Annotated in this window: 1 protein-coding gene; it reads left to right on the top strand. The window is 75.3% G+C overall.

Annotated elements, in window-relative coordinates; genetic code table 11:
• Window positions 1–17,577: non-ribosomal peptide synthetase (locus EST54_RS12550; RefSeq protein ID WP_135796889.1), on the top strand; the 17,577-nt coding region annotated here is incomplete at its 5' end.
• Window positions 17,578–17,583 lie beyond the last annotated feature (6 nt).

Raw genomic sequence — 17,583 nt, forward strand, 5'->3', positions numbered from 1 at the left:
GAGCTGTACGTGGGGGGCGAGGGGGTGGCCCGCGGGTACCTCAACCGTCCGGGCCTGACCGCGGCGCGCTTCGTGGCCGACCCGTACGGACCGCCCGGCACCAGGCTCTACCGCACCGGGGACCGGGCGCGCTGGAACGCGGACGGCGCGCTGGAGTACCTCGGGCGGCTCGACCGGCAGGTCAAGATACGCGGCTTCCGGGTCGAACCCGGCGAGATCGAGGCGGTGTTGGCGGGCCACGCCGACGTCGGTGAAGCGGTGGTCCTGGTGCGCGAGGACGAGCCCGGACGGCAGCGGCTGGTCGCCTATGTGACGCCGGGGGAGGCCGGCCGGCCGCCGCAGCCCGCGGTGCTGCGGGCAGCGGTCGCCCGCAGCCTGCCGGCGCACATGGTGCCGTCCGCCGTCGTGGTCCTGGAGGCGTTCCCGCTCACCGCACACCACAAGATCGACCGGGCGGCCCTGCCCGAGCCCGGCCCGGCCCACACCGCGCGCCACCTCGCGCCCCGGACACCCGCCGAGCGGACCGTGGCCGGCATCTGGTCGGACGTCCTGGACGTGCGCCCCGTCGGCGCCGACGACGACTTCTTCGCCCTCGGCGGCGACTCCGTGCTCGCCGTGCGGGTGCTGTCCCGGATCAGGGAAGAGCGGGGGGTCCGGCTGACCGTCCGGGACCTGTTCACCGCCCGGACGGTCGCCGACGTGGCCGCCCTCCTCGACGGGGCCGACGGCACGGACCCCGCGACACCGATCCCGCCGGCCCCGCGCGCGCACCCGCTGCTGCTCTCCGCCGCCCAGCAACGACTGTGGTTCCTCGACGACCTCACCGCCGGCGGCACCGAGTACAACACCGGGGTCGGGGTGCGGCTGCGCGGCCGGCTGGACCAGGCCGCGCTCGGCCGCGCCCTGGACCGGCTCGCCGCCCGCCACGAGTCGCTGCGCACCACCTTCACCACGGTGGACGGACGCGGTGTGCAACGGGTCGACGACACCGCCCGGCTGCCGCTGCGCACCGCCGACCTGCGCACCCTGCCGGCCGGCCGGCAGGGTGCGCAGGCCGAGCGGCTGCTGACCGAGGAGCTGGAGCGCCGCTACGACCTGGGCGAGGGGCCGCTGACCCGCGCGCTGCTGATCCGGCTCGCCGACGAGGAACACCTGCTGCTGCTGGCCCAGCACCACCTCGTCACCGACGGCTGGTCGGTCGGCATCCTGGTCCGGGAACTGGCCGCGCTGTACGCCGCCGAGGCCGATGGGACACCGGACGACCTGCTGCAACCGGCCCTCCAGTACCCGGACTTCGCCGTGTGGGAGCACGGGCGCCCGGCGCCTTCCCGGGACGCGGCCGACCTCGCGTACTGGAAGCGGCAGCTGTCCGGGACGCCGCAGCTGGACCTGCCCACGGACCGGCCCCGGCCGCCGGTGCGCACCACGGCCGGCGCGGCACACCGCCACGAGCTGCCCGCGGACCTGGTCGCCCGGCTCGGCAGACTCGCCCGGGCCAAGGGCACGACCCCCTTCACCCTGTTCTCCGGCGCGGCCGCGGTGCTGTTCTCCCGCTACACCGGCCAGCGGGACATCGCGTTCGGCACCGTCACCAACGGACGCCACCGCCGCGAACTGGAGGACGTGACGGGCTTCTTCGTCAACACCGTGGTCCTGCGGAGCGACGTCGACGGCACGGACACCGTCGACCGGTTCCTGGACACGATGCGGGCCACGCTGATGGACGCCTTCAGCCACGACGGCGTGCCGTTCGACCGGGTCGTCGAGGAGCTGGCCCCGCCGCGGGACCCCAGCCGCACGCCGCTGGTGCAGGTCCTGGTCGTCCAGCAGACCGCCATGGTGCACCCCCAGGAGGCCGGCGGCGTACGGATCGACGAGCATCCGCTGCCGCGCCCGGCCGCACGGTTCGACCTGGTGCTGGAGTTCCTGCCGCGCGCCGACGGGTCCTTCGGGCTGACCGTCGAGTACAACACCGACCTGTTCGACGCCCGGACCGTGGCCCGGATGAGCCGTCATCTGCACCTCCTGCTGGAGGGCATGGCGGACGGCCCGCACCGGACCGTGGCCGAACTCCCGCTGCTCACGGACGACGAGCGGCGCACCATGCTCGACGCCTGGAACGCGCCGCAGGAGGAGGGCCCGGAGACGCCGCTGCCCGCACTCTTCGAGGCGCAGACCGCCCGTACGCCCGACCGCACGGCCGTGGTCTGCGACGGCACGCGGCTCACCTACGACGAGGTGAACCGGCGCGCCAACCGCCTCGCCCGGCTGCTGGTCGGCCGGGGGGCGGGCCCGGAGTCCCTGGTGGCGCTGGCGCTGCCGCGCTCGGCCGACCTGGTCGTCGTCCTGTGGGCGGTGCTCAAGGCGGGCGCCGGATACCTGCCGGTGGACCCCGGCTATCCGGCCGAGCGCATCCGGTTCATGCTCGCCGACGCCGCCCCGGCCACCGTCCTGACCACGCGGGACACGGCCGGCTGCCTGCCCGAGGGCACCGAGCCGCTGGTGCTGGACGACCCTGCGACCCTGGCCGCGCTGGCCGGGTACCCGGAGGACGACCTCACCGACGCCGACCGTGCCCGGCCGCTGGACCCCCGCCACCCCGCCTACGTCATCTACACCTCCGGCTCGACGGGACGGCCCAAGGGGGTGGTGGTCTCCCACCGCAGCGTGGCCGACCTGGCCCGCTGGGCGGGGGAGACGTTCGGGCCGCGGCGGCTGGCCCATGTCGTGGCCGCCACCTCGCTCAACTTCGACGTGTCCGTCTTCGAGCTGCTGTGCCCCCTGCTGTCCGGCGGCAGCATCGAGGTGGTGGCCGACCTGCCGGCCCTCGCCGACCGGGCGGGCGAAGCCGGTTGGCAGGCCGGTCTGATCAGCGGGGTGCCGTCGGTGGTCTCCCGGATGCTCACCCGGGACGCCGCTACCGTCCAGGCCGACACGGTGGTGCTGGCGGGCGAGGCCCTGCCCGCGCAGACCGTGCGCGACATCCGCCGGACCATGCCGTCCGCCCAGGTCGCCAACATCTACGGGCCGACCGAGGCCACCGTGTACGCCACCGCGTGGTTCGGCGGCGACGACACCCCCGAGCAGGCCCCGCCGATCGGCCGGCCCGTCGCACGGACCCGCGCCTACGTCCTGGACGGCATGCTGCGGCCCCAACCGCCGGGCGTGACGGGGGAGTTGTACCTCGGCGGCGGGGGCCTGGCCCGCGGGTACCTCAGGCGGTCCGGTCTGACCGCCACCCGGTTCGTGGCCGACCCCTTCGCCGGACCGGGCAGCCGGATGTACCGCACCGGCGACCTGGTGCGGTGGACCGCCGAGGGTGAGCTGGAGTACGTCGGCCGAGCCGACCAGCAGGTCAAGGTGCGGGGCTTCCGCATCGAGCTGGGAGAGGTCGAGGCGGCGCTGCTGCGCTGTGCGGGGGTGGCCCAGGCGGCCGCCGCCACCCGGGAGAGCGACGGCCACAAGCGCCTGATCGGCTATGTCGTGCCGGCTCCCGGGGCGGAGCTCGACCCGGAGGCGCTGCGCCGCGAGCTCGGCCGCGGCGTGCCCGACTACATGGTGCCCGCCTCGGTCGTCGTCCTGCCGGCGCTGCCGCTCAACCCCAACGGCAAACTCGACCGGGACCGGCTGCCCGCCCCCGACCGGACGGCCGCGGGGACGGCGGAGTACGTGGCGCCGCGCACCGCCACCGAACGGGCGCTGGCCGCCGTGTGGGCCGACGTCCTGCGGGTGGAACGGGTCGGCGTGGAGGACAACTTCTTCACGCTGGGCGGCGACTCGATCCTCAGCATCCAGGTGGTCGCCCAGGCACGGCAGGCGGGCCTGGCCGTCACCTCGCGCGACGTCTACCGGCACCAGACGGTCGGCGCCCTCGCCCAGTGCGTGGACGCCGCCGAGCGGTCGGCCGCCGGCCCGGCGCCCGAGGCGGCGGCCACCGGCACCGCGCCCCTGACGCCCATTCAGCACTGGCTGTTCGAGAGCGACGCCGACCGGGCCGGCCACTTCGGCCAGACCCTGTCCGTCGAGCTGTCCGACGACCTGGACACCGCGGCGCTGGACGCCGCCCTGACCGAGGTGGTCGCCCACCACGACGCGCTGCGCTCACGCTTCACGCGCGACGGCGACGGCGACCGGCTCCAGCACATCGACGGTGACGCGCCCGCGGCCGTGCTGCACCACCACTCGGGCCCCGACGACGACGCGCCGCACCTCGGCCCGTTCGACCTGCGCCGTGGCCCCCTGCTGCGCGCCGTACTCCACGACCGGGGTGCCGGGCTGCCCCGCGTGCTGCATCTGACCGTCCACCACCTGGTGGTCGACGGCGTCTCCTGGCGCATCCTGCTGGAGGACCTGGACCGGGCCTACCGCGCACGGCAGCGCGGCGAGCAGGCGGCCGCCTCTCTGCCGGCGAAGTCCACCCCGCTGCGCCACTGGGCACGCCGGCTCACCGAACACGCCGGCGACGGCGGCTTCCAGGACGAGACGGCGTACTGGACCGCACTGGCCCGCTCCTGCGACCCGGAGCTGCCGACCGACCTCGACGGCGCCAACACCTATGCGTCGGCCCGCTCGGTGACCGTGCGCCTCACCCCGCAGGACACCTCCGTCCTGCTGCACACCCTGCCCGGCGCCTACCGCACCCAGGTCAACGACGTGCTGCTGAGCGCGCTGGGCCGGGCGCTGCACGACTGGACCGGCCGGGACCGGGTCCCGGTGGACCTGGAAGGCCACGGCCGGGAGGAGCTCTTCGGTGACCTGGACCTGAGCCGCACGGTCGGCTGGTTCACCACCCGCTACCCGGTCGCCCTCACCGTGGCACCGGACGCGGACTGGGGCACCGTGCTGAAGTCGGTCAAGGAGCAGCTGCGCGCCGTGCCCGGGCGCGGTCTGGGCTACGGCGTCCAGCGCCATCTGCTCCGGCCGGAGGGCCTGCCCACCACGCCGACCGCCGGCATCAGCTTCAACTACCTCGGCCAGTTCGGCCTGCCCGGCGGCGACGGCTGTCTCTACCGCGGCCCGCACCGCGCGCTGTCGCTGGATGCCGACCCGGCCGCGGCGCGGCCGCACGCGCTGGAGGTCGTCGGCCGGCTCGACGGCGACGCCCTGGAATTCACCTGGTTCTACTCGGCCAACCTCCACCACGAGGAGACCGTCACCGCGCTGGCCGGGGCCTTCGCCCGGGCGCTGGGCGAGATCGCCCGGCACGGCGCCCGGCCCGGCGCGGGCGGGCGCACCCCGTCCGACTTCCCGCTGGCCGCGCTCGACCAGGCGGCCGTGGACCGGCTGGTGGGCGCGGACGCCGCCGCCGTCGAGGACATCCACCCGCTCACCCCCACCCAGGCCGGCATGCTCTTCCACCGGCTGTCCCAGGACGACCAGAGCGTCTACTTCCAGCAGCTCACCTTCGTGCTGGACGGTGTGCCCGACTCCGGGGCCCTCGCCGCGGCCTGGCAGCGGGTGAGCGACCGCACGCCGGTGCTGCGGGGCCGGGTGGTGTGGCAGGACGTACCCGATCCGCTGCTCGTGGTCGAGCGCGACGCCGCGGTGCCGGTGACCCGGCTCGACTGGCGCGCTCTGTCGGCCGAGGAGCGCCGGGCGCGGTTGCGGGAGCTGCTCGACGACGACCGGCGGCGCGGCATCGACCTCGAATGTGCCCCGCTCCAGCGGCTGATCCTCGCCCGGCTGTCGGACACCGAGGTACAGGTGGTGTGGTCCTTCCACCATCTGGTGCTCGACGGCTGGAGCCTGTTCCAGGTGCTGTCCGACGTCTTCCGGTGCCATGCGCTGCTGTCCGGCGGGGCGAGCGCGCCGGCGGAGAGCGGCCTGCCGGTCCGCCGGCCCTTCCGCGACTACGTGGCCTGGCTGCGCGACCGCGACTGGGCACAGGCCGAACGGCACTGGCGGGCCCGCCTCGACGGCCTGGCCGAGCCCACCGCACTGCCCTACGACCGCGAGCCCCGGGAGAGCCATCGCGCCGAGTCCACCGAAGCGGTGCGCCGCACCCTGACCGCCGACACCACCCGCGCCCTGGACGAGCTGGCGAAGCGCACCGGGGTGACCGTGAACACCCTGGTGCAGAGTGCGTGGGCGCTGCTGCTGGCCCGCCAGACCGGCCGCCGCGAGGTCGTCTTCGGCACCACCGTCTCCGGACGGCCGCCCGAGCTGCCCGGCGTCGAGGCGATGAACGGGCTGTTCATCGCCACCGTGCCGACCCGGCTGACCGTCCCCGCCGACGGCACCCTGCGGGACTGGCTGCGCCGGGTGCAGGAGATCCAGACCGACGACCGGCGCTTCGACTTCGTCCCGCTCACCCGGCTGACGGCCTTCAGCGACCTGCCCGAGCGGGTCGCGCTGTTCGACAGCATCGTGGTCTTCGAGAACTACCCGGTCGGTGACGACCTCGCCGCCGCGCACGGCCTCCGGCTGAGCGGCCTCGACGGCATCGAGACCACCAACTACCCCCTGAGCCTGGTCGCCTACCCGGGCGCGGAACTGGCGCTGCGGCTCGGCTACGACCCGCAGCTGTTCGACGCCGCGACCGTCGAGCGGATGGGGGAGTACCTCACGGTGCTGCTGGCGGGCATGGCCGCCGACGCCGGGGGCCCGCCCGCGCGGCTGCCGGTGCTGGATGCCGCACATCGCCGCCAGGTCGTCGAGGAGTGGAACGACACCGCCACCGCACTGCCCGAGGGCACGGTGGCCGAGCTGTTCGCCGCCCAGGCCCGGCGCACGCCCGACGCCATCGCCCTGGACGCCGGGGAACTGAGATTGACGTACCGTCAACTCGATCTGAGAGCCGAGCAATTGGCCCATCGGCTGACCGGGCTCGGGGTCGGGCCGGAGCGTCCGGTCGGGGCCCTCATGGACCGCTCGGCCGCGCTGGTCGTCGCCCAGCTGGCGCTCGCCAAGGCGGGCGGCGTGTACGTCCCGCTGGACGGCCGCGCCCCGCGGGAGCGGCTGCGGCAGGTGCTGGCGGAGAGCGCGGCGGAGCTCGTCCTCACCGATGCCTCCTGGGAGGAGACCGCCCGGGAGGCGGCACCCGGCGGGCGCACCCTGCCGCTCACCGGTGACGGCGCGGCCGCGGTGCCGCCCGGGGCCGCGGACACCCCCGCCCCGGCCGGCGCTGCGCTGCCCGCCGTCCACCCCGACAACGTGCTGTACTTGATGTTCACCTCCGGCTCCACCGGGCGTCCCAAGGGCGTCGCGGTGCGCCACCGGGACGTCGTCGCGCTCGCCTTCGACCGCGCCTTCGCCGCACACGACCGGGTCCTGGTGCACTCCCCGCAGGCCTTCGACGCCGCCACCTACGAACTGTGGGTACCGCTGCTGCGCGGCGGTACCGCGGTGCTGGCCCCGCCGGCGGACGTCGACGCCGCCACGGTGCGCCGGGCGATCACCGAACAGGGCGTCAGCTGCCTGTGGCTGACCGCCGGACTGTTCCGCCTGCTGGCCCAGGAGGACCCCGGGTGCCTGCGCGGTGCCCGGGAAGTGTGGACCGGCGGCGAGGCCGTACCGGGTGCCGCGGTCCGCCGTCTGCTCGACGCCTGCCCGGACCTCATCGTGGTCGACGGGTACGGCCCCACCGAGACGACCACCTTCGCGACCCGGCGGGTATTCCGCGCCGGCGACCCGCTGCCCGCCGCCCTGCCCATCGGGCGTCCCCTGGACAACACCCGGGTCTACGTACTGGACGACGCGCTCCAGCCGCAGCCGCCGGGCATCCCGGGAGAGCTCTACCTCGCCGGGGCCGGACTGGCCCGCGGCTACGGCGGCCGCCCCGGCGCGACCGCCGAACGCTACCTCGCCGACCCGTTCGGCCCGGCCGGCACCCGGATGTACCGCACCGGCGACATCGTGCGCTGGAGCGCGGACGGGGAACTCCACTTCGTGGGGCGCGCCGACGACCAGATCAAGATCCGGGGCTTCCGCGTCGAACCGGCCGAGATCGAGGCCGCGCTCACCCGCCACGGCACCGTCGCCGAAGCGGTGGTGACCGTCTTCGCCGACGGCGGCCGCAAGCGCCTGGTCGCCCACCTCGTGGCCGCCCCGGGAGCGACCGTGCCGCCGGCGGCCGAGCTGCGCGCCTTCCTGGCCGAGGTGCTGCCCGACTACATGCTCCCGGCCGCGTTCGTCACCCTGGAGGCGCTGCCGCTGACCGGCAACGGAAAGGTCGACCGGCGACGGCTGCCCGCCCCCGACCGGTCGGCCGCCACCGCGGGTGAGCACCGAGCCCCGGGCACCGAGGCCGAGCGGATCCTCGCGGAGATCTGGTGTGCCCTGCTGGGCATCGACCGGGTGGGCGTGGACGACAACTTCTTCATGCTGGGCGGCGATTCGATCCTCAGCATCCAGGTCGTCTCGCGCGCCCGCCGGGCGGGCCTGTCCCTCACTCCCAGGGACCTGTTCCGCCACCCCACCATCGCCGCGCTGGCCGCCGCCACCGGCGCCACCGCACAGGTCACCGGCACCGGCCCGGTGACCGGGGACGTCGCCCTCACCCCGATCCAGCACTGGTTCCTCGACGCCCGGCCCGAGCGCCCCGGCTACTTCAACCAGTCCGTCGTCATCGAGCTGGCCGAGGACCCCGACCCGCGGGCCCTGGAGGCGGCCCTGCGCGCCCTGTGGTCCCACCACGACGCCCTGCGCGCCCGCTTCACCGAGCGGGCCGACGGGACCTGGCACCAGCACTGCCCGGCCCCGGACGCGACGGACCCGCGGCTGCTGCGGGCGCACGACCTGACCGGGCTGACCGGCAAGGAGTGCGACGCCGCGTTGGACGCCGCCGTCGCCGAGGCGCACGCCGGCTTCCGGCTGGAGTCCGGCCCGCTGCTCGCCGCCCGGCTCTTCACCGGCGCCCAGGACCGGCCGCCACGGCTGTTCCTGACGGTGCATCACCTGGTCGTCGACGGCGTCTCCTGGCGGGTGCTGCTGGAGGACCTGGAGAGCGCCTACCGGCAGGCACGCGCCGGGGAGCGGGTGCGCCCGCCCGCCCGGACCACCTCCGTCCAGGAATGGGCCCGGCGGCTGCGCGCCCACACCGAGGCCGGCGGCTTCGACGGGGAGCTCGCCCACTGGCGCGAGACGGCCGCGCGCTGCGATGCCGCGCTGCCCGTCGACTCCGCCGGGACCAACACGATCGCCGACCTCCGCTCGGTCACCGTCCGCCTGGACCGGCGACGCACCGACGACCTCCTGCAGAAGGTGCCCGGCGTCTACCGCACGCAGATCAACGACGTACTGCTCACGGCGCTCGGCCGGGTGCTGGCCGACTGGACCGGGCAGCGCACCGTCGCCGTCGGCCTGGAGGGACACGGCCGCGAGGACCACCTCTTCGACGACGTCGACCTGTCCCGCACGGTCGGCTGGTTCACCACGCTGTTCCCCGTCGCCCTCGACGTGCCGGCCGGCGACTGGGCCACGGCGCTCACCTCCGTCAAGGAGCAGCTGCGCGCGGTGCCCGGCCGGGGGCTCGGACACGGGGCACTGCGCCACCTCGCCGGAGCCCCGGAGCTGGCCGGCGCACCACAGCCCCGGATCAGCTTCAACTACCTGGGCCGCTTCGACTGGTCCGCCGAGGGCGGCGGCCTGATCCGTGGCGTGCGCGGCGGACTGGACGGCGCCGCGGCGCCCGAGTCGGTCCGCCCGCACCTGCTGGACGTGGTGGGCCGGGTCGAGGACCGCCGGCTGGAACTCACCTGGTACTACAGCGGCGGGGTGCACCGCGAGGAGACGGTCACCGCGCTGGCCACGGGCATGCGCACGGCGCTGGAGGACATCGTCGCCCACTGCGCCGGCCCGGACGCCGGCGGCCGCACCCCCTCCGACTTCCCGCTGGCCCGCCTCGACCAGGCGGCCGTGGACCGGATCGCGCCGGACGGGCACGCGGTCGAGGACATCTACCCGCTGACCCCGATGCAGGCCGGCATGCTGTTCCACGGCCTGATGGATCCGTCGTCCGGCGCCTACTTCAACCAGGTCCAGCTGGTGCTCTCCGGCGTCACCGACCCCGCCGCCCTCGCCGAGGCCTGGCAGCAGGCGTCCGACGCCAACCCGATGCTCCGCACCCGACTGGTGTGGGAGGAGACCGCCGAGCCGCTGCAGATCGTCCGGACCCGCGCCACCGTTCCGATCACCCACCACGACTGGTCGGGATGGGAGCCCGAGCGGTGCGAGCGCGCCCTGGAGGCCCTGCTCGCCGAGGACCGGGCGGCCGGTCTCGACCTGACCTGTGCCCCGCTGATGCGGCTCGCCCTGATCAGACTCTCCGCCGACCGGGTCCGGCTCGTCTGGACCTTCCACCACGTCCTGCTCGACGGCTGGAGCGCGGCGCAGGTCTTCGACGAGATCTGCGAGCGGTACGCGGCGCTCACCGCGGGCCGCCGCCCCGAGGTCCCCTCGCGTGCCCCGTTCGGCAGCTATCTGCGCTGGCTGGCGGAGCAGGACAGCACGCAGGCCGAGCGGCACTGGCGCACCGCCCTGGCCGGATTCACCTCCCCGACCGAACTGCCGCGGGACCGGCGGCCCCTGGAGGCCCACCGCACCGCCTCGTCGGGCTCGGTCGGCGTCACGCTCGGCGCCGAGGAGTCCGCCCGGCTGCGGGAGACGGCGCAGCGGGCCGGTCTGACCATGAACACCGTCCTCCAGGGCGCCTGGGGCCTGCTGCTCTCGCGCTACGGCCACAGCGACGACGTGGTCTTCGGCACCACCGTCTCGGGCCGGCCCGCCGCACTGCCGGGCGTCGAGTCCATGGTCGGCGTGTTCATCAACACCCTGCCCACCCGGGTGCGGGTCGACGGGCAGCGTGCGCTGCTGGACTGGCTGCGCGAACTCCAGACGTCCCAGTCGGAGTCCCGCCGGTTCGACTTCGTCTCCCTGGCCCAGCTCCAGAGCTGGAGTGAACTCCCGGGTGGGACGGGCCTGTTCGACAGCATCGTGGTCTTCGAGAACTACCCCTTCGACAGCGCGGCCCTCGCCCGGCACGGCCTGGGCATCCAGCACGAACGCGACCTGGAGCCGACCAACTACGCGCTCAGCGTGGTCGTCGCCCCCGGCGAGCGCCTCACCATCACCCTGGACTACGACCCGGCGGCCTTCGACGCCGCCACCGTCGAGCGGCTGGGGGAGTGCCTGCGCGTCCTGCTGACGGAGATGGCGGCGGACCCGGACCGCCGGCTGGCCGATCTGCCCCTGTTCACCGGGGCGGAACGCGGGCGCCTCCTGGAACAGTTCGGTGGACCGGCCGTCCGCCGGCCGCGGCGGGTGCTGCCCGCGGTCTTCGAGGAGCAGGCGGCCCGCACCCCCGGCGCCCCGGCCGTCGTGGCCGGCGCCGACCGGCTGACCTACCGGGAGCTGAACGAGCGCGCCAACCGGCTGGCCCGGCTGCTGATCGCCGCCGGCGCCGGCCCGGAGCGGTTCGTGGCGCTCGCGCTGCCGCGCACCGCCGACCTGATGGTGGCGCTGCTGGCAGTGCTCAAGAGCGGCGCCGCCTACCTGCCGATCGACCCCACGTACCCCGCCGAGCGGATCGCCTTCCTCTTCGCCGACGTCGGGCCGGACATCGTGCTCACCACCACCGACCTGGCCGGCCGGCTGCCCGAGGGGCCCGCCACCCGGTTCGTGCTGGACGACGCCGGGACCGCGCGGCGGCTCGCGGAGCGGTCCGCGGCCGACCTCGGCGACGCCGAGCGGGCCGGCGCGCTGCTGCCCGCCCACCCCGCGTACGTCATCCACACCTCGGGGTCGACCGGCCTGCCCAAGGGCGTGGTGGTCACCCACGATTCGGTGGTGGCACTGGCCGACTGGGCGGCCGCCGAGTTCGGTGACCGCGGCCTGTCCCACGTCGTGGCGTCCACCTCGCTCAACTTCGACGTCTCGGTCTTCGAGATGATCTGCCCGCTGCTGTCCGGCGGTTGCGTGGAGCTGGTCGGTGACCTGCTCGCGCTGGCCGAACGCCGCGGCCCCTGGACCGCGGGCCTGCTCAGCGCCGTCCCCTCCGCCCTGGGCCGGCTCCTCGCCGAGGACACCGTCCAGGTCACCGCCGACACCGTGGTGCTGGCCGGTGAGGGGCTCGCCGCCCGCACCGTGGCGGAGGTCCGCGCCGCCGTCCCCGGCTGCCGGGTCGTGAACATCTACGGCCCCACCGAGGCCACCGTGTACGCCACCGCCTGGCACTGCGACCCCGACGACCCCGACCGCACCCCGCCGATCGGCAGCCCCGTCACCGGCGCCCGCGCCTACGTCCTCGATCCGCGGCTGAAGCCGGTGCCCGTCGGAGTGCCCGGCGAGCTCTACCTCGCCGGTACGGGCGTGGCGCGCGGGTACTTCGCCCGGCCCGGACTGACCGCCCGGCGCTTCCTCGCCGACCCGTTCGGCCCCGAGGGAGAGCGGATGTACCGCACCGGCGACCTCGTGCGCTGGGACGCCGAGGGCCGGCTGGAGTACCTCGGCCGCACCGACGACCAGGTCAAGGTGCGTGGCTTCCGGATCGAACTGGGTGAGGTGGAGGCCGCGCTGGCCCGCCACCCGGAGGTGGCCGAGGCCGCCGCCCGGGTGGTCGAGACCGACGGCCACAAGCGTCTGGTGGGCTATGCGGTCGGGCGGGGCGCGGCGAGCCCCGACCCCGCCGCGCTGCGTGCCTTCCTCGCGCAGAGCCTGCCCGACCATCTGGTGCCCGCGGTCGTCGTCCCGCTGGCGCGGCTGCCGCTGGGAGCGACCGGGAAACTCGACCGGCGCGCCCTGCCGGCGCCCGACTGGGCGGCGCCGGCCGGCGGCCACCGCCCGCCCCGCACGGACACCGAGAAGACGCTCGCCGCCATCTGGGCCCAGGTGCTGGGCGTGCAGCGGGTGGGAGCCGAGGACAACTACTTCGCCCTGGGCGGCGATTCGATCCTCAGCATCCAGATCGTCTCCGCGGCCCGCCGCGCCGGCATCGAGCTGACGCCGCGGCAGCTGTTCGTCCACCAGACCGTCGCCGCCCTGGCCGCGGCCGCCGAAGGACTGCCCGCCGCGGTCACCCGCGCCGAACAGGGCCCGGTCGTGGGCGAGGTCCCGCTCACCCCCGTCCAGCACTGGCTGTTCGACACCGTCCCCGACAGCCCCTGGCACTTCACCCAGTCGGTGTCCTTCCAGCTGGCCGCCGAGACCGACGAGGACGCGCTGCGCGCCGCCCTGGCCGCGGTGCTGGAGCACCACGACGCCCTGCGGATGCGGTACGAGCGCACCGGCGACGGCCGGTGGCGCCAGTTCGGCGTGGCACCCGGCGCGGCGCCGGCACTGGAGGTGCGCGACCTGTCCCACTGGGCATCGGGCGACCGCCCCGCGGCGCTGCGCGCGCTGGCCAACGATCTGAGCGCCGGCTTCGACCTGGCCGGCGGGCCGCTGCTGCGGTCCGTGCTGTGCCGGCTCGGTGCCGAGGAGCGTCCGGTCCTGCTGCTGGCGGCCCACCACCTGGTCGTGGACGCGGTGTCCTGGCGCATCCTCCTGGAGGATCTGGACACGGCCTACCGCGCGGTGCGCGCCGGGGACCGGGCCGAGCTCGGGCCCAAGACCACCTCCTTCCGCACCTGGGCGCAGCGGCTGTCCGCGCACGCCGCCGCCGGCGGCTTCGACGACGAACTCCCCTACTGGAGCGGGCCGCAGGGCCACGCCGAGCTGCCCACCGACGGCGCGGGCCGCAACACCGCGGACTCCGAGGACACCGTGACCGTCCGCCTGGAGGCGGAGGAGACCCGCCGGCTGCTCCAGGACGTGCCGGACACCTACCGCACCCGCATCAACGACGTCCTGCTGTGTGCTCTGGGCCGGGTGCTGGCCCGCTGGACCGGGCACGACCGGGTGCTGATCGGGCTGGAGGGCCACGGCCGCGAGGAGATCTTCGACGACGTCGATCTCTCCCGTACCGTCGGCTGGTTCACCACCATGTTCCCCCTCGCCCTGGACCTGCCGCCGCGGGCGGACCTCGCGGCGGCGCTGAAGTCCGCGAAGGAGGGGCTGCGGACACTGCCCCGGCACGGCCTGGGACACGGCGCGCTGCGCCGGCTGCGTACCCCGGCGGCCGACGGGCTCCCGCCCGCCCCGCAGATCGGCTTCAACTACCTCGGCCAGCAGGACTGGAGCGCGTCGGCCGGCGGCGGACTGCTGCACGCACCGTACGGCGCACTGGAGGGCGGCATGGACCCGGCGGCCGACCGGCCGCATCTGATCGATGTGGTCGGCCAGGTCGCGGACAAGCGGCTGGAGTTCACCTGGTCGTTCTCGACGCACCTGCACCGGCGGGCCACCGTGGCCCGGCTGGCCGAGGAGATGGCCGCCGAACTGCGCGAGATCGTGCGGCACTGCGCGCAGCCGGACGCCGGCGGCCGCACCCCCTCGGACTTCCCGCTGGCTCGCCTGGACCAGGAGGCCGTCGACCGGCTCGCCGGCAACGGCCGGGACGTCACGGACATCTATCCGCTGACCCCCACCCAGACGGGCCTGGTCTTCCACGGCCTGGACGAGCCCGATCAGGGGCTCTACGTGGAGCAGGCCACCTTCGTCGTGGACGGCGTGCGCGATCCGCGGCTGCTGGCCGACGCCTGGCAGCAGGTCGTGGACCGCACCCCCGTGCTGCGCAGCGCGGTGGTGCTGCGTGAGGTGCCGGTGCCGCTCCAGACCGTGCACCACTCCGTCACCCTGCCCGTGACCGAGTGCGACTGGAGCGACCTGACGCCGGACGAGCGGGACGCCGCCCTGGAGCGGCTGCTCGCCGAGGACCGGGCCCGCGGCATCGCCCTGGACCGGGCGCCGTTGCTGCGGGTCGCCCTCATCCGGCTCTCCCCGACCGAGGTGCGGGTCGTATGGACCTTCCACCATGTGCTGCTGGACGGGTGGAGCGTCTTCCAGGTCCTCTCGGACGTCTTCGCCTGCAACGCGGCGCTCGCCGCGGGCACCGAGCCCCACCTGCCGGACCGCCGGCCGTTCGCGGACTACGCCGCCTGGCTCGCCGCCCACGACAACGCCCCGGCCGAAGCGCACTGGCGCCGGGAGCTGGCGGGGCTGTCCGCCGCCACCCCGCTGCCCTACGACCGGCGCCCCGCCCAGGGTGCCGCCACCCGCGCCGGCACCTGGCACCAGCAGCGGCTCGACGCGGAACGGACCACCGCGCTGACGGACTTCGCCCGGCGCCACCACCTCACCCTCAACACCGTCGTCCAGGGGGTCTGGGGCCTGCTGCTGTCGCGCTGGAGCGGGGAGCGCGAGGTGTGCTTCGGCACGACGGTCTCCGGGCGCCCCGCGGACCTGCCCGGCGCCGACTCCATCACCGGCCTGTTCATCAGCACGCTGCCGGTGCGGGTCGACGTGGACGGCACCGCCGCCCCGGCGGACTGGCTGCGGGGGCTGCAGTCCGCGCAGGCCGACGCCCGTGGGTTCGCCCACGTCCCGCTGTCGGACCTGCGCGACTGGACCGAACTCGACGCCGGGGAGCCGCTGTTCGAGAGCCTGGTGGTCTTCGAGAACTACCCGATCAACAACACGGCGGCGACCGCGCACGGCCTGCAGGTACGCGATCTGCACGCGCTGGAGGCCACCAACTACCCGCTCACCGTGGTGATCTCGCCCGGCAGCGAACTGTGCGTCGAACTCGGCTACGACCCGCGGTACTTCGAGGAGTCCACCGCGCGGTCCCTGGCCGGTCAGCTGCTGCACACCCTCGCCGCCCTGGCGGCGCCCGGTGCGGCCGCGTCCGTGGACGGGATCGACGTGCTGCCGCCGGACGAGCGCGCACGGCTCACCGGCCGCCCGGCGCCGGTGGACGCCGACACGGCCGCGCCGGCCACCCTCGCCGCACTCGTCGAGGCGGCGGTGGACCGGTGGCCCGAGGAGCCCGCCGTGTGCGGGCCGGAAGGGACGCTGTCCTTCGCCCGGTTGGAGGCGCGGGCCAACCGCCTCGCGCACCGTCTCCTCGCCCGCGGGACGGGCCCCGGTGACCTCGTCGCCCTGGTCCTGCCGAGATCGTCCGACATGGTCGTCGCCCAGCTCGCGACCGCCAAGGCGGGCGCCGCGTATCTGCCGGTGGACCCCGGCTACCCGCCGGAGCGGATCGCGCTGATGCTGCGCGACGCGGACCCGGCCGTCACCCTGGACGCCGAGGAGATCAGGGACCTCCTGGACGCCGGGGAGGACTCCACGCCCGGCCACCGGCCCACCGACCGGGACCGCGGCCGCCCGCTCGACCTCGACGACCCGGCGTACGTGATCTACACCTCCGGTTCCACCGGCACCCCCAAGGGCGTGGTCGTCACCCACCGCGGCCTCGCGGGCTTCGCCGCCGCCGAGGCCGACCACTACCAGGTCCGCCCGGGAGACCGGGTCCTGGCCTTCGCCACCCCCAGCTTCGACGCCTCGGTACTGGAGCTGTGCATGTCCCTGCCGGCCGGCGCCTGCCTGGTGGTGCCCCCGCCCGGCCCGCTGCTCGGTGCGCAGCTGGCCGCGGTGCTGCGCGAGGAGCGCATCACCCACACCCTGCTGCCGCCCGCCGCGCTCGGCACGGTGCCGCCCGACACCGCGGGCACCCTGCCGGACCTGCGCACGCTGATCGTCGGCGCGGACTCCTGCGGCGCCGAACTCGTCGGCCGCTGGGCCCCGCACCACCGGATGATCAACTCCTACGGGCCCACCGAGACCACGGTGGTCGCCACCTGGTCCGGTCCGCTCCGCCCCGACGGCAGCGCGCCCCCCATCGGCCGCCCGCTGCCCGCCACCGGGGTGTACGTGCTCGACGAGCGGCTGCGGCCGGTCGCCGACGGCGTCCCGGGTGAACTGTGGATCAGCGGCGCCTCGCTGGCCCGCGGCTATCTGAACCGGCCGGGCCTGACCGCCACCCGCTTCACCGCCGACCCGTACGGCCCGCCGGGCACCCGGATGTACCGCACCGGCGACCGGGTCCGGCGCGACGCCCGCGGCGAGCTCCACCACCTCGGCCGGACCGACCACCAGATCAAGCTGCGCGGCCACCGCATCGAGGCGGGCGAGGTCGAGGCCGTCCTGACCGGGCACCCGGCCGTCCTGGACGCGGTGGTGACCGTACGGGAGGACGAGCCCGGGCTGCCGCGGCTGGTGGCCCATCTGCTCGCGGCACCCGGCGCCGCCGCTCCGGCCGGCCCGGAGCTGCGCGCCTTCGCCGCCCGCACCCTGCCCGGCCACATGGTGCCCTCGGCCTTCGTCGTCCTGGAGCGCTTCCCGCTCACCGAGAACGGCAAGACCGACCGCGCCGCCCTGCCCGCACCCGGGCGGGACGCGGGGGAGCCGGCCCGGCACGTCGCCCCGCGCACCCCCACCGAGGAAGTCCTCGCGGACATCTGGTCCACCGCCCTGGAGACGACCGTGGGCGTCGAGGACGACTTCTTCGCACGGGGCGGCGACTCGCTGCGCAGCCTGCTCATCGCCTCCCGGGCCAACGAGACCTTCGGGGTGGCTCTCACACCCCGCGACGTGCTGGTCTCCCGCACCGTCGCCGCCCTGGCGGACCTGGTGGAGGAGCACATCCTGCGCGAACTCGAAGACGCCGTAAGCGGCGACAGCGACCACGACGAACGGTGAGGAACG

The organism is Streptomyces sioyaensis (genome assembly GCF_004122735.1).
Classification (GTDB): domain Bacteria; phylum Actinomycetota; class Actinomycetes; order Streptomycetales; family Streptomycetaceae; genus Streptomyces; species Streptomyces sioyaensis.